This window comes from Neisseria sp. S1 (assembly GCF_048060015.1).
In the GTDB taxonomy this organism is placed as follows: Bacteria; Pseudomonadota; Gammaproteobacteria; order Burkholderiales; family Neisseriaceae; genus Neisseria; species Neisseria arctica.
The window spans coordinates 102,314-119,223 of the sequence record NZ_JBLUPI010000006.1; the positions used below are offsets into that span (position 1 = coordinate 102,314).

The 16,910-nt window shown below is 46.3% G+C and carries 16 protein-coding genes; 14 read left to right on the forward strand and 2 right to left on the reverse strand.

Going from position 1 to position 16,910, the window contains the following annotated elements; genetic code table 11:
- Positions 1 to 11: 11 nt before the first annotated feature.
- The 7 genes from ACEPPX_RS06100 (at position 12) to ACEPPX_RS06130 (ending at position 5,690) form a co-directional block, all read left to right on the forward strand.
- On the forward strand, positions 12 to 533 hold the full coding sequence (locus ACEPPX_RS06100) for a hypothetical protein (protein WP_416623340.1): 522 nt from the start codon (positions 12 to 14) through the stop codon (positions 531 to 533).
- 33 nt (positions 534 to 566) lie between these two features.
- Positions 567 to 1,787: a beta-ketoacyl-ACP synthase gene (locus ACEPPX_RS06105; protein WP_416623341.1), complete on the forward strand. Its 1,221-nt coding sequence runs from the start codon at positions 567 to 569 to the stop codon at positions 1,785 to 1,787.
- A gap of 42 nt (positions 1,788 to 1,829) precedes the next feature.
- Positions 1,830 to 2,111: a hypothetical protein gene (locus ACEPPX_RS06110; protein WP_416623342.1), complete on the forward strand. Its 282-nt coding sequence runs from the start codon at positions 1,830 to 1,832 to the stop codon at positions 2,109 to 2,111.
- A gap of 238 nt (positions 2,112 to 2,349) precedes the next feature.
- On the forward strand, positions 2,350 to 3,189 hold the full coding sequence (locus tag ACEPPX_RS06115; RefSeq protein WP_416623343.1) for a hypothetical protein: 840 nt from the start codon (positions 2,350 to 2,352) through the stop codon (positions 3,187 to 3,189).
- Between the two features lie 26 nt (positions 3,190 to 3,215).
- Positions 3,216 to 3,704, forward strand: a complete 489-nt coding sequence (locus ACEPPX_RS06120; protein WP_416623344.1) for a thioester dehydrase — start codon at positions 3,216 to 3,218, stop codon at positions 3,702 to 3,704.
- A gap of 25 nt (positions 3,705 to 3,729) precedes the next feature.
- Positions 3,730 to 4,458, forward strand: a complete 729-nt coding sequence (fabG, locus tag ACEPPX_RS06125) for a 3-oxoacyl-ACP reductase FabG (RefSeq protein WP_416623345.1) — start codon at positions 3,730 to 3,732, stop codon at positions 4,456 to 4,458.
- Positions 4,452 to 5,690, forward strand: coding sequence for a beta-ketoacyl-ACP synthase (locus tag ACEPPX_RS06130; RefSeq protein WP_047761551.1), 1,239 nt, complete (start codon positions 4,452 to 4,454; stop codon positions 5,688 to 5,690). The genes fabG and ACEPPX_RS06130 overlap by 7 nt, the downstream gene beginning before the upstream one ends.
- Positions 5,691 to 5,756: 66 nt before the next feature.
- On the opposite strand, the gene ACEPPX_RS06135 is transcribed toward ACEPPX_RS06130, so the two are convergent.
- Entirely contained in the window at positions 5,757 to 6,383 is a 627-nt protein-coding gene (locus ACEPPX_RS06135; protein WP_416623346.1) for a 4'-phosphopantetheinyl transferase family protein, read from the reverse strand.
- Positions 6,384 to 6,472: 89 nt separating this feature from the next.
- Between ACEPPX_RS06135 and ACEPPX_RS06140 the strand changes: the two genes are divergently transcribed.
- From ACEPPX_RS06140 to ACEPPX_RS06160, 5 genes are all read left to right on the forward strand, one after another.
- A complete protein-coding gene (locus ACEPPX_RS06140; RefSeq protein ID WP_047761576.1) occupies positions 6,473 to 6,898 on the forward strand; it encodes a hypothetical protein in 426 nt (141 codons plus the stop codon).
- Between the two features lie 133 nt (positions 6,899 to 7,031).
- A complete protein-coding gene (locus tag ACEPPX_RS06145) occupies positions 7,032 to 8,165 on the forward strand; it encodes a glycerate kinase (RefSeq protein ID WP_416623347.1) in 1,134 nt (377 codons plus the stop codon).
- Between the two features lie 207 nt (positions 8,166 to 8,372).
- A complete protein-coding gene (locus ACEPPX_RS06150) occupies positions 8,373 to 9,560 on the forward strand; it encodes an acetylornithine/succinyldiaminopimelate transaminase (RefSeq protein WP_416623348.1) in 1,188 nt (395 codons plus the stop codon).
- A gap of 36 nt (positions 9,561 to 9,596) precedes the next feature.
- Positions 9,597 to 10,088: a hypothetical protein gene (locus ACEPPX_RS06155; protein ID WP_416623349.1), complete on the forward strand. Its 492-nt coding sequence runs from the start codon at positions 9,597 to 9,599 to the stop codon at positions 10,086 to 10,088.
- Positions 10,089 to 10,468: 380 nt separating this feature from the next.
- A complete protein-coding gene (locus ACEPPX_RS06160; protein WP_416623350.1) occupies positions 10,469 to 11,497 on the forward strand; it encodes a sulfate ABC transporter substrate-binding protein in 1,029 nt (342 codons plus the stop codon).
- Positions 11,498 to 11,774: 277 nt separating this feature from the next.
- Here ACEPPX_RS06160 and ACEPPX_RS06165 read toward each other — a convergent pair whose 3' ends face one another.
- The gene (locus ACEPPX_RS06165) at positions 11,775 to 12,524 is read right to left on the reverse strand and encodes an amino acid ABC transporter permease (RefSeq protein WP_047761556.1); all 750 of its coding nucleotides are present in this window, start codon (positions 12,522 to 12,524) and stop codon (positions 11,775 to 11,777) included.
- A 311-nt stretch (positions 12,525 to 12,835) separates the two neighbouring features.
- Here ACEPPX_RS06165 and ribF point away from each other — a divergent pair, with 311 nt between their 5' ends.
- Positions 12,836 to 13,765 (forward strand): bifunctional riboflavin kinase/FAD synthetase, encoded by a 930-nt coding sequence (gene ribF, locus ACEPPX_RS06170; RefSeq protein ID WP_416623351.1) that lies wholly within the window; start codon positions 12,836 to 12,838, stop codon positions 13,763 to 13,765.
- 186 nt (positions 13,766 to 13,951) lie between these two features.
- Entirely contained in the window at positions 13,952 to 16,732 is a 2,781-nt protein-coding gene (gene ileS, locus ACEPPX_RS06175) for an isoleucine--tRNA ligase (protein ID WP_416623352.1), read from the forward strand.
- The last annotated feature ends 178 nt before the right edge of the window (positions 16,733 to 16,910 follow it).

A 16,910-nucleotide genomic window follows, 5' to 3' on the forward strand; every position in this document is an offset into this window, starting at 1 on the left:
GACCGTCTGAAATGATGAAAATATTTTTTCTGTTAAGAAAAGCAGCCGTATCATCTGCGGTGTTGTGTTTGGCGGCTTGTGCTTTTTCAGGCGACATTCCCCGTTTGCAAAGCTGGCCGCAATGGAAAAGCAGCGAAACCCAATGGTTTCGGCTTGAGCTTTTGGATCCGGCGGGTAATGTGGCGCAAACCAGTCTGCTGGCGGTGCAGCCCGAAGCGGAAAATATCAGGTTTGTACAAACCGATGCATTGGGTGCGCCGGTATCGCGCCAGATATTAGACCGCCAAGGATGGGTAAACGAAGGCTTCGTTCCGCCGAATCGGGAGTCGCGCCGCTTATTCGGTGCGATGCTGCCGTTATTGATCCAATCGGATGACACCTTGTATCCGCAGCAGCAAATCCGCCGTGATGATGGGGAAACCTTATATCTCTCGGGTAACCGGGAATTATGGCGTATTCGGGTTTCAGACGGCCATACGGATATTCTTTTTCCTGATGGCAAACAATGGCGTGTCAGCCAGATTGAGCCTTAATTTTGTTGTGTGAATTTTTTAAGAAAAATAAAAATGCAACCTGTTTATCTCACTACCCCCGCCGTTACCAGCGCACTAGGCAGCGGTTTACAACACCATATAGATGTATTGCTACGACCTCCGCTATCATCTCCCCTGACATTGTCCGATCAATGGGTAGCCGGAAAAAATTATGCTTTTGGTGCGGTTAACGAAATGCTGAGGGCTTTTCCCGAAACACTTTCAGACGGCCATAAAAGCCGTAATAACCAATTGCTGTGGCATGCATTGTCACAAATCGAGGGTGATATCGAGGCGGCCAAACAACGCTTCGGTGCTAACCGTATTGCCGTCGTGATCGGTACATCCACTAGTGGCGTGGATGAAAACCTACCCATGTTTCGACATATTGCCGCAGGCGGTAGTTGGGAGGAGGTATCGTTCAACCAGCAGCAGCAAACCTTATCTGCCCCTGCTGATTTCACAGCCGCCGTGTATGGGCTGCAAAACCTTTGTTATAGCGTTTCCACCGCTTGCACATCGGGTGCGCGCGCTTTGATAAGCGCGGCTCGTCTCTTACGGGCGGGCTTATGTGATGCCGTTATATGCGGTGGTGTGGATACGTTGTCGCCTCTGACGATTAACGGTTTTGCTTCGTTGGAAGTACTTTCAGACGGCATAGCCAATCCGTTTTCACATAACCGCAACGGCATTAATATAGGTGAGGCCGCCGCTGCTTTTGTAATGACTCGTGAAGCGGATTTTGCCGAAAGCCTGCCTTTGTTAGGCTTCGGCAGCAGTAGCGACGCTTACCATATGTCTTCACCACGTCCCGACGGGTTAGGAGCAATCATGGCTTTCGAAGCCGCACTGAGAAGCGCGGATTTACCGCCTGAAGCAATCGGCTGGATTAATCTGCACGGTACGGGAACGGTACATAACGACAGCATGGAAAGCATCGCGGTAAATAAAGTGTTCGGAAGCCATACCGCTTGTACATCAACCAAACCGCTTACCGGTCATACGCTGGGAGCAGCCGGTGCATTAGAGGCGGCTTTCTTATGGGGCATGGTCAGTCGTCGCCACAACCCGCACGGCAGGCTGCCGCCGCAATTGTGGGACGGCATACAGGATACCGCCTTACCCGTAATCTCGCTGACGGATAACGAAAGGTTTTGGCCGTCTGAAACCCGTATCGGCGCAAGTTCGTCATTTGCCTTTGGCGGCAGCAATGCAGTAGTGGTGATTGGCGGTAGTGAAAATATAAATACCTAACCTTTATAATTGTATTTTGATATATAGCTTTAGGAGAGGTTAATGATTAAAGAAAAAGATATTTTTAAGAGTATTGATGATATACAAAAAGATATTCACGATTTAGAACAATGTCAGGCATTTGAAAGCAATAGATTTGTAGTTTTGAAGATAAGGGAAATTAGGGGAAAGATTTTTGCTTGCAGAAATGAAATTGAAAAATGGAATAATTTTAATAAAAAAGAGATTAAGCTGTATAAAAAAGAATTGGTAAGAAAATTTTATGCATTAAATGGATTTTGTTGTTTTTTATATTTTTTGTACTTAAGTGTAAAATTATTATAAAAGAAAATTATATTTTGAATAAGATTTCAAATCTTATTAAAGAAAATAATAATTTGAAGGATGATTTAAAAATTCAATATAAGAAAATGAAGGGTAAACTATCTAAACTTTCTAAAAGTTTAAATAATATTGAAGTGGCTGAAAAAACAGTTTCTGATAAGAAATATTATGAGAAATTATATTTTTTTCCACTATTTTTTTAGCCTCTATTTCAATTTTTTATCTTTTAGGTTTTATATTGCTTTGGGCATACTTGTATAATATTGGGTTAGGAGCTATTTTCATAGATATTGCTAGTGATATTTCTGGTGTTTGGATTTCGGTTGTATTTGGTCTATTTATTTTTTTTACTCAATTTATTTTTCCAATTTTTATTATTTATTCTAAATTAATTTTTGAGGACAAAAAAATATATACTGGTTTTTTTAAAATATTAAATTTTTTTGAGAATTCAATGATATGGATTCTTGTTGTTTTATTGTATATATTTACCTTTTTTGTTTCTGGTTTTGGTTTTGCTGTTATTTTTGATAAAGATGCAGCATTGGTCATGGCTGCTGTTTGGGTTGCTTGTATTATTTTTCTGCAATTATTATATTTTTTATTTGATAGGAAGAGTGAAAATTTAAAAATATTAATGCCAATATTAATATTTTTTTCATGGTACCTTGTATGCTATTTATTTTTTAATCTTTCTAATTTATTGGGGAGTGACCATAGGTTAAGGGTTAGTGCCCCCTTTGAGTTAATTCAATTTTCTAATGATGAACATTCTCTTTTTATGGTTAACAAAAGCTTTTTTGAAAGAACGGGAATGTCTGATGATGGCTTGAAATTTTTATTGATTAAGTTTTCTAATTTAAAAGATAATAGAAATATAAAAAATAATCAGGATAATTTATATTTATATGGGAGTTTAGTAGTTAATACAAAAAATATAAAAATTCTTTGCCCACCGGATGGTTTTGATGAAAAGAATAATCCTATAAGAATGGCAGGTTCAAAGGTTGGTACCGAATGTATTCGTTTTAATGCTAGTGATTTACAAAATATGGCAGGATTAATGCCAAACCAGTAATGTACTAAAAAGTTAGAGAATAAAAGATGCAGCAAAAATTAATTTGCCCTATCTACGAAGTCGCTCCTTTACTGCCGCATAGCGGCCATATGGTGCTTTTGGATGTCATTACCGAATACGGCGAGGATTATCTTTATGCCGAAGCTCGGGTTGGCGAAAAGCATATACTGCTGCAAAACGGTGTTTTGCCGCTGTTGGCAGGCATGGAAATCATGGCGCAAGGGATTGCGGCATTGGCGGGGTGTCATGCCCGCAATGCAGGCGAGCCGGTACGTTTGGGGTTTTTGTTGGGTACGCGCAAGCTGAATTTGTTTGCCGAGGGCGTACCTGTAGGTATGCGGTTGTCAATCCATGTGCGTGCTTCTACTCAGGATGCGGGCGGTTTCGGTGTGTTTGATTGCGAACTCCGCTGGACGGATGCACCGGAGGATGCCAAAGCGAATCTGCCTTCCGATGGCCTTTTGATACGGGCGGCATTGAATGTATTTAGCCCAAAAGATAATCAGGCTGTCTGAAACATATTGAAAATAAGGGAAACGTATGAGTGAAACGATTTTAATCACAGGCTCTAACCGAGGTATCGGTAAGGCAGTGGCATTAGCTTTGGCACAAGATGGTTATGATATTGTCGTACATTGTCGCAGCCGCCGAGAGGAGGCCGAAGCCGTTGCGGAACAAGTGCGTGCATTGGGGCGGCAAGCACGGGTATTGCAGTTTGATGTGTCCGACCGTGCCGCCTGTCGTGAGACGCTAACTGCCGATATCGAAGCAAACGGCGCATATTACGGTGTGGTGTTGAATGCAGGGCTGACCCGCGATAATGCTTTTCCTGCATTAGAAGACGACGACTGGGATCATGTACTGCGTACGAATTTAGACGGATTTTACAACGTGTTGCATCCGGTTTGCATGCCGATGATACGGCGGCGCAAGCCCGGGCGGATTGTGTGTATGGCTTCTGTATCAGGTCTTATAGGTAACCGCGGCCAAGTGAACTATAGCGCTTCGAAAGCGGGCTTGATCGGTGCGGCCAAAGCTTTGGCAATTGAGCTTGCCAAGCGCAAGATTACCGTCAACTGTGTTGCGCCGGGCTTGATTGATACCGATATTTTAGATGAAAACACGCCGGTAGACGAAATTTTAAAAATGATTCCGGCTCAGCGTATGGGTAGCCCCGAAGAGGTGGCACATGCCGTACGTTTTCTGATGGACGAAAAAGCGGCGTATATTACCAGACAAGTGATTGCGGTGAACGGAGGTTTGTGTTGAAACGGGTAGTGGTAACGGGAATAGGCGGTATTACCGCATTCGGGCGAGATTGGGCAAGTATCCGTAGGGCTTTCGAGCAAGGTAAAAATGCCGTTCGGGCGATGGATTGGCAGGAGCAGCAATATCCGGATTTAGAGGCGAGATTGGGGGCGCCTATTGAGGGGTACGCACCGCCTGCCCATTGGACTCGTAAGCAGTTGCGCAGTATGGGGCGGGTATCTTATTTATGTGTCGATGCGGCCGAACAGGCATTGGCCGACTCGGGCTTGCTGGGTAACAGCGAAATTTGTGATGGACGTATGGGGGTGGCGTGCGGCTCGTCTACCGGAAGTACCAAAGATATCCGCGATGTGGGCGAATTGCTGATAACGGGTACTTCGCAGAATTTCAGCGCCAACACTTATGTGCGGATGATGCCGCATACCACCGCGGCCAATATTGGTATATTTTTCGGGCTGACCGGGCGCATTATTCCGACATCGAGTGCCTGCTCTTCAGGCAGCCAGGGCATCGGCTATGCGTATGAGGCCATTAAATACGGCATGATTCCGATGATGCTGGCCGGCGGAGGAGAGGAGTTCTGCCCATCGGAAGTGTATGTGTTTGATTCGCTTTATGCTGCGAGCCGCCGCAATGCCGAGCCGGAAAAAACACCGCGCCCTTATGATGCGGGGCGGGACGGATTGGTCATTGGAGAAGGTGCGGGTATTTTTGTACTGGAAGAATTGGAGCACGCTTTAGCACGCGGCGCGAAGATTTATGCAGAGATTGTCGGCTACGGAGCCAACAGCGATGGCAGTCATGTTACCCGTCCCCAAAAAGAGACCATGCAGCGTTGTATGGAGTTGGCCTTGAAAGACGCCGCCATTGAAGCTGCCGCCATCGGTTATGTCAACGGCCACGGTACGGCAACAGAACAGGGCGATATTGCCGAAACGCTGGCGACCGAGGCCGTTTTCGGCAACCGTATTCCGATGAGTTCGCAAAAAAGTTATTTTGGGCATACTTTAGGGGCATGCGGTGCGTTGGAATCATGGTTTTCAATCGAGATGATGAATTGCGGTTGGTTTGCACCGACTATTAATTTGGATGAAATCGATCCCCGTTGCGGTAAAGTGGATTATATTCGCGGCACGGGTAGATATATCGAAACAGATTATGTGATGAATAATAATTTTGCTTTCGGCGGAGTTAATACTTCATTGATATTCAAACGCTGGCGCGGAATGTGAATGTAAAATGCCGTCTGAAAAACTATTCGGACGGCATTTTTGTTTTGGTGGCTTTTTAGCTGTGTTTCACAGCAACCAAATATCTTGTAAGCCTTTTGTTCCCAAATTACCGAAAATATGCCATTGGGGGGCAAGGTTCGGTTCGCCCCGCCATACACAGGCAAGAGCCCAATTGCCGCACAAGGCCGAAATGCCATGCCATGAATATCCGCCGAGATTTTTAATTTTCGGATTGCCGTCTGTCTGTATGTCTATGCCGACTTTGGCCATGTCGGCCGGAAAATCCAAAGCGGCGGCTTTGATAAGTGATTCTTTGAGTGTCCAGAACCGATAAAAATCAACAGCCAGCCAACCCCGTGCAGCCAACCATGTTTGCTCTTGTCCGCTGCATGAATAAGCGGCCAAGTTTGGAAAATCACGCGTGCATATATATTCGATATCTACGCCGATCGGCAGCTCTATGGCGGCATCGGCCAGCACAGCGGCACCTTTGCTGTGCGAAAGCGATAAGATGTTCAGGCGGCTTTCTTGTTTGAGAAAACGGCTGGTCTGCCAATCAGGGCGTTGCTTTAAAGCGGGATTTCGGCTCAGGCGCATTTGATCCGCTTCATCCAGATTTTGGCCTTGATATCGGAAAGCACAGTCCGGTCCGGCAAGTAGTATGTTGATAGTATGGCCGTATTTTGTATTCATTTGGCAAGAAATCCAGTACAATCTTTAAAACTTCGGTGCGCACGATTTTTCAAGTAGCTGCCGAACCGGTTAATCTTATGGAGAAAACGATGAAAAAAGCAACAGGATTATTATTGGGTGCCGTATTGGCTTCGTTGGCATTTACCGCCCAAGCCCGAGACACCCAGCTGAAGCTGTCGATTCAGGAGGCTATGAGTTCTCCTGAGGCGGAAAAGGTATTGGATCCTTCTATCAAGGTGTCTTTTGCTTCCGGCGGCGGTAAAATTGTGAAGCAGGGATTGGTGAGCAACAAAAAAACCAATGCGGTTGGCAAATCGGATGAGAAAGCTTGCCAATGGGCGTTTTTATCGGCTGTAAAACAGTTTCAAGATTCGGCTAAAGCAAGCGGTGCTTCGCGGGTGGTTAATTTAGTAAGTTACTACAAACGTAATACGTTTAGCAGTACTAAGGAATATGAATGCCATGTGGGTGCGGTGATTGCCGGTGTGGCTTTGAAAGGCGATTTGGCTAATTGATTGCTGCGCAATATTGAAAACGGTCTGACAGGTGCTTTCCCTGCAGGCCGTTTTTTATTATTTTGTGTTTTTATTGGTTTGAAATATTGATTTTCAGACGGCCTCGTGATTTATCACAACAAAAGGAAATCTTGTGAAAATTGTTATTGCTCCCGATTCGTTTAAGGAAAGTTTGAGCGCGCTGCAAGTGGCTGATGCGCTTGAAGCCGGATGGAAAACGGTGTTTCCCCATGCCGAATATGTGAAAGTTCCGATGGCAGACGGGGGCGAGGGAACGGTGCAGTCGTTGATTGAAGCTACGGCAGGCAGGATGATGCAGGCGGAAGTAACCGATCCGTTGGGCGGAAGAATACAAGCGGTATACGGTATCTCGGGGGATGGCAAAACGGCGGTTATCGAAATGGCCGCCGCTTCGGGTTTGCATTTGGTTCCGCCGGCACGAAGAAACCCGCTCTATACCACCAGCTATGGTACGGGTGAATTGATTTCAGCAGCTTTGGACCAAGGAGTCACAAATATTATTCTTGGCATAGGCGGCAGTGCGACAAATGATGGCGGCGCAGGGATGTTGCAGGCATTAGGCGTCAAATTATCCGATAAGCACGGCGTATCTTTGGGTTACGGCGGAGGCTGTCTTGCGGATTTGGAATATGTGGACTTAAGCGGTTTGGATACCCGCTTGGCAAATGTTTCGATACGGGTAGCGTGTGACGTGCGTAACCCTTTATGCGGTGAGCAAGGCGCTTCGGCGGTTTTCGGCCCGCAAAAAGGAGCGACGCCGGCTATGGTAGGATTGCTGGATGGTGCGCTTAGCCGTTTTGCCGATATTGTATTGCGTGATACGGGTATTAATATCCTTAACCACGAAGGGGCCGGCGCAGCGGGCGGTATGGGCGGAGGTGTATTGCTGTTGCCTGATGTAATGCTGCAATCTGGTGTGCAGATTGTGATGGACGCGGTGGGGTTGGAAGAAAAAATACGTGATGCCGATTTGGTGTTGACCGGAGAAGGGCGCATGGACAGTCAGAGTATCCGCGGCAAAACACCCGTGGGCGTGGCGCTTGCGGCAAAAAAATTGGGAAAACCTGTTATTGCGGTGGTAGGTAGCATAGGGCAGGGTTATGAGGTTGTATACGAATATGGTATCGATGCGGTTTTCCCGATTATCCGCACCCCGGGCGTTTTGGAAGAGGCCTTGCAAAACGGCTATGATAATTTGTTGTCGGCAGCGGAAAATATCGCCCGGCTTTATAACCTGCTTCGATAAAAGGATTTGGCCTTTTACATTTTCAGGCAGATGGCAATATTTCAGACGGCCTCGATCCGATGCCGTCTGAAAATTATCCGATAAATACAAACTTCGTTTTCATCAAAAGGAAATAATCAAGCATACGGATAAGTTTTATCGCTATAATCAGCGTTGGCAATACATTTTCCGTAATTTCTGATGTGCTTTTTAAGCAAGGATAACGATATGCAAAACTACCTTACCCCCAATTTTTCATTTGCGCCGATGGTTCCGGAAAAGGGTGCGGGTAGCCGTGTCTGGGACGGTGAAGGGCGCGAATATATCGATTTGGCAGGTGGAATTGCGGTAAATGCCTTAGGGCATTGCCATCCGGCGTTGATTGAAGCGCTGACCAAACAGGTGCAAAAGTTATGGCATATTTCCAATATCTATACGACCAAAGCGGCGCAGGATTTGGCGCACAAACTGGTAGAGCATACTTTTGCCGACAAAGTATTTTTCTGTAATTCGGGTGCGGAGGCAAATGAAGCGGCATTGAAACTGGCGCGCAAATATGCCCGCGACCATTACGGCGAAAGTAAAAATGAGATTGTCGCCTGTATAAACGGTTTTCACGGGCGTACCCTCTTTACCGTTTCAGTGGGCGGGCAACCCAAATACAGCCGCGATTTTGCCCCGCTGCCGCCTGCTATTACCCATATACCTTACAATGATGCCGCTGCATTGGAAGCGGCAGTCGGCCAGCAAACTTGCGCGGTGATTATCGAACCGGTTCAAGGCGAAAGCGGTGTTTTGCCGGCGGATAAGGCGTTTTTGGAAACAGCGCGGCGGGTTTGCGATACCCACGGCGCGTTGTTGGTTTTTGACGAGGTGCAAACCGGCATGGGTCGTACTGGAAAATTGTTTGCTTATGAACATTACGGCGTTGTGCCGGATATTCTTTCCAGCGCGAAGGCACTGGGCAGCGGTTTCCCGATCGGCGCGATGCTGACTACCGATAAAGTCGCCCCCAGCTTCGGCCCGGGTACGCACGGTTCCACTTTCGGCGGTAATCCGTTGGCGTGCGCAGTAGCGGGGCGTGCATTTGATATTATCCAGTCTCCCGAAACTTTGGCTCATGTGTGCCGGCAAGGCGAAAAGCTGCAAGCGGCTTTACGGGTATTGGGCGAGGAAACGGGCGTATTCCGGCAGGTGCGCGGTATGGGCTTGCTGGTTGGATGCGTGTTGGCGGAGCAGTATGCGGGCCGCGCCGCCGAAATCGTGCAGCATGCCTTGGCACACGGTTTGATGATATTGGTGGCTGGCGGCGATGTCGTGCGGATGGCGCCTAGCTTGCTGCTGAATGATGAAGATTTGGATGCGGCATTGCAACGTTTGCGTGCGGCATTAAAAAGCTGGCTGGAACAAGTTTAAGAAAATTTTTTACAATTTAAAACGAGGAGTTATAACATGGTAGTAATAGGATTATTCGGTAGCTCAGATAGCGGGAAAACTACTACACTAAATCAAGTGATAGAACAGCTAAAAAGTGTTGGGAAAGAGATTGATTATCAAAAAGGCAGCACCTCTAAAGATCAGCTTTGTTGTGTACGATATCAAGGTAAAAAAATTTGTATAGCAACAGGTGGTGATATTCTTGATATCTTAGAAGAAAATTGTGCTTTTTTTGATAAACATAAACCTGATATTGCTATCTCTGCAACTAGAACCAAAGGTGCTACGTGCGAAGTATTAAATCGTTATGCTGCCAAAAAAGGTTCTGAAGTTATATGGTTAGAAAAATTAACCTATACAATTTATGAAAGTAATGAAAAAGATAATGAGGAGAATGGCGAGCTTATCTACAGAGAGTTGAATAATATTGATACCTTTCGTATTTTAAAAGTTATTAATAGCAAAAATGTAAAAATAAAAAAATCATTTGAATTCCATTTAAGCTAAAAAATTAAATCCCAATTATAATTTATAATTGGGATTTAATTTTTTCTATAGCTATATAAAAATGAAAACTTAAACCTCCGCATAAAAGCAGATACTTAAATTTTCGTTCTGATAGGGTGTGTCAAATTTATGACAGAGCCCGGAAAATAAGGCTGTTTGTGACTGAATGTATAGATGCTGTAATATAGTATTGGCAATTGGTTATATATTATAGTTTAGGCTCGTAAACCAATTATGCCGTCTGAAAATATGAGTGTTTCAGACGGCATATTTTTATTTGAAGGTAAATTAGTTATAAATAAATGAAAAAACAATATTTCCTGCCGTAAATACCGCTTGCTATATTGCTTGCAGGCTAATTTTGACAGTAGGAGCAGGTGATGGGCATCAAATCTTTATGGCAGGTATTTTTGTTGGCTCCGGTATTGGCGGCTTGCAGTCCCGGAAGTGGTAAGGTAGGAGCTGAGGGCGCGGCTTCATCTGTATCGATATTGAATGCTTCTTACGATCCTACCCGTGAGCTTTATTTGGAATACAATCCGCTGTTTCAAAAATATTGGCGTGAAAAGACAGGCCAGGAAGTAACCGTACAACAGTCGAACGGTGGTTCGGGCAAACAGTCTTTAGCGGTGATGAACGGCTTGAAAGCAGATGTGGTTACATTGGCTTTAGCGCATGATATCGATGCGTTAAACAAAATCAAACCTTTGGTCAATCCCAAGTGGCAGCAGGCTTTCCCTGATAACAGTGCGCCTTATACATCGACCGTGGTATTTTTGGTGCGCAAGGGCAATCCGAAAAATATCCGCGATTGGGGTGATTTGGTAAAAGATGATGTTGCGGTGCTCACGCCTAATCCGAAAACATCAGGCGGGGCACGTTGGAACTTTTTGGCGGCATGGGCTTATGCCAAACACCAGCCGGGAGGTAGTGATGCCAAAGCCGAAGAGTTTGTCCGAAAGCTTTATCAACGTGTGCCGGTGATGGATGCGGGAGCGAGGGCTTCGACCATTTCCTTTACCCAGCGCGGCTTGGGCGATGTGCTTTTGGCTTGGGAAAATGAAGCGCATTTGGCAGTGCGGCAGTCGGGCGGAGCTTATGAAATCATCATTCCTTCATTATCGATTTTATGCGAACCTTCGGTTGCTGTGGTGGATGCAAATGTTGATGAAAAAGGTACGAGGGAAGTAGCAAGCGAATATTTGCGCCATTTGTACAGCGAAGAAGCCCAACGCATTATCGCCAAAAACTTTTACCGCCCGGTGAATAAAAAAGTACGAGCTGAGTTTGCCAATGCTTTCCCGGTCATCAGTTTGGTCAAGATTGATGAGGAGTTCGGCGGCTGGGAGAAAGCCCAACAGCGTTTTTTTGCTGACGGGGGTGTATTTGATCGTATCTATAAACATTGATTTTTGTGGCCGGAGTCGCTGTAATATTACAAAATGTTGTGGCGGTTGTTGCTGTGAAGTTTCATATTTTGTGGAGACGGTTAGGCCGCTATGTGCTTAAGCTGGCAAGCCGATTGCGTATGGTTATCAAGGCGGAAAATATCAAGATAACAAAGAGGCAAACGGTTGGAATCATAAAAAACAGGCCGTCTGAAATGTTCAGACGGCATTTGGTAAAAAAAGCCCGCATTATGTGCGGGCTTATATTTCATATTTCAGACGGTGGTAAAAATAGATTTTATCGTTGGCCTTTGGTGTTGTAACGTTTTTCCAGCCAAGCAAAAAACCAGCTTAAGCACATAGTCATCAGCAAATAAATCAGCGCGATGGTATAGAGCGGCTCTTCGTAAATTGAAAAGCGGCCCGAAATAGTACGCTGGATATAGGCCAGCTCTGCAACGGCAATGGCGGAAAGCAACGAACTGTCTTTCAACAAGGTAATGAATTCATTAGCCAAAGGCGGCAGCATGCGGCGGAATGCTTGGGGCAGAATCACATGGCGCATGGCTTGGGGATAGGTGAGACCGAGGGAGCGGGCCGCTTCGATTTGGCCTTTGTCGATAGATTGGATACCCGCACGGATAATTTCGGTAATATAAGCGCCGGCATTGGCGGTGAGTGCCAAAGTACCGGCAATCAGCGCGCCGTAGTTGCGGCGTAATTCTTGTGCCAAATCACCGCTGATAAGCCAGCCATCAGTAGGATTAATCAAAGCGACCGCCCAGATAAAGTACCAAATAAAAATTTGTACGAATAGGGGCGTACCACGGAACAAGGTGACATAAATCAGCGAGAAAGTGCGCAACAGCCAAGCTACGGCGCGCATCAGGGCGTTGCCTTTTTCAAAGCGGATGATTCGGCTTAAAGCACCGATCAAGCCCAATACTGTACCGCCTAAAGTGGCGGCTACGGTTAATCCGAGCGTGGTGAGCGCGCCGTAAAAGAACATCTCGCGATATTCGTAAATAATGTCAAAACGGAAATCCATATCGGCTTCTTTAATTCAGGTGGTTGGACGGATAAGGAAATAGGCAGTATATTTGCCGTAAAACTCGCCATTTTACAATAAAAAAACATGATTGGGCGTTTAAATTTACAGATAACTTCCCTAATTTCCACATACTGATCCGACAGGTACGGGGTGTTGTGCCTAATATGATTTGAAACACTGTTGACGGCTGCTGCGTTTTGCCGGCGGATGGTTTTTACATCAGGTGATAGCGTGTCTTCTGTTAAGGTTTATTAAAACGCCGATTGCGTTTACAATAGCGCGTTATCCAAACGTAAAAAAATTACTTCATGAACATTTGGTTCGGGCAAAACCAAGCCCCAAATTTTCCTCAGGGTGCGGCGGTAACCATCGGTAATTTTGATGGTGTGCACTTGGGGCATCTTCACATATTGCAAAGATTGAAAGCTGAAGCGAAAAGCCGCGGATTACCGGCTGTAGCCGTGGTTTTCGAGCCTCAGCCGCAAGAGTTTTTCGCACGCAAGCACGGGCGGGAGCAGCCCTACCGCTTAACGCCGCTGCGGAGCAAGTTGAGGCTTTTGCGTGAAACCGGCTGTCTGGATGCCGTATGGGTATTGCGTTTTAATCAAGCATTTGCCGATATTTCCGCACAAGAATTTATTGATCGCTTACTGCGCCGCGGATTGAATACCAAATATCTGCTGATCGGAGATGATTTCCGTTTCGGAGCCGGGCGGGAAGGCAGTTTCGAAACGCTGCAGCAGCAAGAAGGTATGGTAACCGAACGGACACCTTCGGTGTTGGTGGAAAATATCCGTGCAAGCAGTACGGCTGTGCGGCAAGCACTTTCGAGTGGTAATCTGGCTTATGCCGGGAAAATCCTCGGTCACGATTACACACTTTGCGGCCATGTGAAACACGGTGCCAAGTTGGGGCGTACTATTGGTTGTCCGACGGCAAACGTACAATTGGCGCAACATCATTACGCGCTCAGCGGTGTCTTTGTGGTAGAAGTGGAAGGTTTTTTTGGTAAACGTCGTGGTGTGGCCAGCTTTGGTTCCAATCCCACCGTCTCTTCTACGCTTAAGCAAAAGCTTGAAGTCCACATATTTGATTTTTCAGAGGATCTTTATGGAAAGCGGATACATGTCCGTTTTTTGCATAAATTACGTGACGAAGAGAAATTTGACAGTTTGGAAGACCTGAAAAAACAGATTTGGGATGATATGGATGTAGCCCGAAATTGGCGGGCAGAATAAAAATCATATGGCCGGGGCAGTCTAGATAAATTAAATTATTGCTGCCGATGAAGCGTAAAAACTTATAAAAACCATATAATTCCGATACAATATACCCTTTGAGAAATTTATTTTCAGACGGCCTTTTTATTCATTATGAATATTGGGGCCGTCTGAAGCTATACCAACGAAGTACGAGAAAAGAAAATGACCGATTACAGCAAAACCGTAAATCTGCTTGAAAGCCCGTTTCCGATGCGCGGCAACCTTGCCAAACGAGAAGGCGGCTGGCTGAAAAGCTGGTATGAACTCAAACGTTACCAAAAGCTGCGTGAAATCGCCAAAGGCCGTCCTAAATTTATCCTGCACGACGGCCCTCCTTATGCCAACGGCGATATCCATATTGGTCATGCTGCCAACAAAATCCTGAAAGACATTATTTTACGCAGCAAAACCCTGGCCGGTTTTGATGCTCCCTATGTACCCGGTTGGGATTGTCATGGCTTGCCTATAGAATTGATGGTTGAGAAATTGCACGGTAAAGATATTCCGCCCGCACGCTTTCGCGAGCTTTGCCGCGAATACGCCAAAGAGCAGATTGCCCGCCAGAAAAAAGACTTTATCCGCTTGGGTGTGATGGGTGATTGGGAAAATCCTTACCTCACCATGGATTTCAAAACCGAAGCCGATACTGTGCGCGCCTTGGGCGAAATCTATAAAGCCGGTTACCTCTACCGTGGCGAAAAACCGGTTCAATTTTGCTTGGACTGCGGCTCTTCTTTAGCGGAAGCCGAAGTGGAGTATAAAGACAAAATTTCGCCAGCTATCGATGTAGCTTATCCGTTTAAAGACAATACGGCTTTGGCCAAAGCATTCGGCTTGCCTGAAATCAGCGGTGAAGCTTATGCCGTTATCTGGACGACTACGCCGTGGACTCTGCCGGCCAGTCAAGCCGTTAGTGCGGGTGCCGAAGTGGTGTACCAACTTATCGATACGCCCAAAGGCAAGCTGGTGTTGGCTAAAGATTTGGCCGAAGAAACCCTGAAACGCTACGGCTTCGAGAATACAAGCGTTTTAGCCGAAACCAACGGTAGCAAGTTGGAAAGCCTGCATATGAGCCATCCGTTTTTAGAACGTGATATTCCGATGCTCAATGGCGATCACGTTACTACGGATGCCGGTACTGGTTTGGTACATACGGCTCCGGCTCACGGTTTGGAAGACTATTTTGTCTGTATTCAATACGGTATCGCGTTGGATAATCCGGTAAACAGCGAAGGCCGCTACCGCAGCGACGTACCGCGAGTGGCCGGTTTAAGCGTGTGGGAGGCAAATCCTGTCATTATCGAATGGTTAACCGAGAATAACCGGTTGCTGGCTTCGGCAAAAATCGAACATAGCTACGCACACTGTTGGCGCCACAAAACACCATTGATTTACCGAGCTACCGGCCAATGGTTTATCGGCATGGACAAAAACGGTACAGACGGCCAAACTTTACGCAATAAAGCTATGAAGGCGGTGGATGCCACCGAGTTTTTCCCTGCTTGGGGCCGTGCGCGTTTGGAAGCAATGATTGAAGGCCGTCCGGACTGGGTGGTTAGCCGCCAACGTTATTGGGGCACGCCGATGACTTTCTTCGTACACAAAGAAACCGGCGAGCTGCACCCGCGCAGTGCGGAACTGTTGGAAGAAGTTGCCAAGCGCATCGAAGAAAAAGGCATTGAAGCCTGGTTTGCCTTAGATGCTGCGGAATTGCTAGGTGCCGAGGCCGCAGATTATGAAAAACTCAGCGATACGCTTGACGTATGGTTTGATTCGGGCAGTACGCACTTTTCCGTATTGAAACAGCGTGAAGAATTGGCTTGGCCTGCCGATTTGTATTTGGAGGGCAGCGACCAGCACCGTGGTTGGTTTCAATCATCTATGCTGATCGGCTGTGCTGCCGTAGGCCGCGCCCCATACAAACAGTTGCTGACACACGGTTTTGTGGTGGATCAAAACGGCCGTAAGATGTCGAAATCACTCGGCAATGTGGTTGCTCCGCAAGAAGTGTATAACGAATTCGGTGCTGATATTTTACGTTTGTGGACGGCTTCTACGGATTACAGCGGCGAGTTGGCGATTTCTAAAGAGATTCTCAAGCGCGTTACCGAAAGCTACCGCCGCATCCGTAATACGTTGAGTTTTTTGTTTGCCAACTTGAGCGACTTCTCACCGATCGAACATGCCGTGCCGCAAGACCAAATGTTGGAAATTGACCGTTATGCCATGGTATTGGCACGTCAGTTGCAAGAGCGTTTGGCCGGTGATTATTATCCGCGTTATGCGTTCCATTATGCGGTGAAAGACATTGTCAGCTTCTGCTCGGAAGATTTGGGCGCTTTCTATCTCGATATCTTGAAAGACCGCCTCTATACCACCCAAGCGGACAGCCATGCCCGCCGTAGTGCGCAAACTGCGCTGTATCACATTACCCGTAGTTTGGTGTTGTTGATTTCACCGATTTTGTGCTTTACCGGCGAAGAAGCTTGGGATTTTATCGGCGGTGGCGAAGAAGACAGCGTTTTGTTCCACACTTGGCACGAATTCCCTTCAATGAACGAAAAGAGCGAAGCCGAATTATTGAAAAAATGGCAAACCGTCCGTAGTGTTCGGGAAGCTGTAACGGCTGCAATCGAACCGCTGCGTGCGGATAAGAGCATCGGTTCTTCATTGCAGGCTGAAGTACAGATTACTGCGCCGGAAGAAGTAGCCGGATACCTGAAAACTTTGGATGAAGAATTACGCTTTGTTTTATTGGTATCAAAAGCTACGGTTGTAAAAGGTGATGAATTGGCCGTTACCGCCCGTGTAAGCAGCGGTGAAAAATGTGAACGTTGCTGGCACTATACCGATGATATCGGTTCTGTAGCCGCTCATCCGACTATTTGTGGCCGCTGTGCCGACAATATTGAGGGTAAAGGTGAATCGCGCCATTACGCTTAATTAAGTGATGTATGGTTTAAAAGGCCGTCTGAAATATTTTCAGACGGCCTTTTCTATATTTGGTAGTTTAGATTAGAAAGATAAACCCATATGTTGAAAAAGTTGGGGATGGAGAAATTGAATGCTAATCCTATGAAAATTGTCATTATCTGATTGGGATAAGTCTGAACGAACAGAT

Excerpts from the sequence above, each read along its gene's own strand:
- ACEPPX_RS06100 (WP_416623340.1), top strand. The coding sequence starts at position 12 with ATGATGAAAATATTTTTTCTGTTAAGAAAAGCAGCCGTATCATCTGCG.
- ACEPPX_RS06105 (WP_416623341.1), top strand. The coding sequence starts at position 567 with ATGCAACCTGTTTATCTCACTACCCCCGCCGTTACCAGCGCACTAGGC.
- ACEPPX_RS06110 (WP_416623342.1), top strand. The coding sequence starts at position 1,830 with ATGATTAAAGAAAAAGATATTTTTAAGAGTATTGATGATATACAAAAA.
- ACEPPX_RS06120 (WP_416623344.1), top strand. The coding sequence starts at position 3,216 with ATGCAGCAAAAATTAATTTGCCCTATCTACGAAGTCGCTCCTTTACTG.
- fabG (WP_416623345.1), top strand. The coding sequence starts at position 3,730 with ATGAGTGAAACGATTTTAATCACAGGCTCTAACCGAGGTATCGGTAAG.
- ACEPPX_RS06135 (WP_416623346.1), bottom strand. The coding sequence starts at position 6,383 with ATGAATACAAAATACGGCCATACTATCAACATACTACTTGCCGGACCG.
- ACEPPX_RS06140 (WP_047761576.1), top strand. The coding sequence starts at position 6,473 with ATGAAAAAAGCAACAGGATTATTATTGGGTGCCGTATTGGCTTCGTTG.
- ACEPPX_RS06150 (WP_416623348.1), top strand. The coding sequence starts at position 8,373 with ATGCAAAACTACCTTACCCCCAATTTTTCATTTGCGCCGATGGTTCCG.
- ACEPPX_RS06155 (WP_416623349.1), top strand. The coding sequence starts at position 9,597 with ATGGTAGTAATAGGATTATTCGGTAGCTCAGATAGCGGGAAAACTACT.
- ACEPPX_RS06160 (WP_416623350.1), top strand. The coding sequence starts at position 10,469 with ATGGGCATCAAATCTTTATGGCAGGTATTTTTGTTGGCTCCGGTATTG.
- ACEPPX_RS06165 (WP_047761556.1), bottom strand. The coding sequence starts at position 12,524 with ATGGATTTCCGTTTTGACATTATTTACGAATATCGCGAGATGTTCTTT.
- ribF (WP_416623351.1), top strand. The coding sequence starts at position 12,836 with ATGAACATTTGGTTCGGGCAAAACCAAGCCCCAAATTTTCCTCAGGGT.
- ileS (WP_416623352.1), top strand. The coding sequence starts at position 13,952 with ATGACCGATTACAGCAAAACCGTAAATCTGCTTGAAAGCCCGTTTCCG.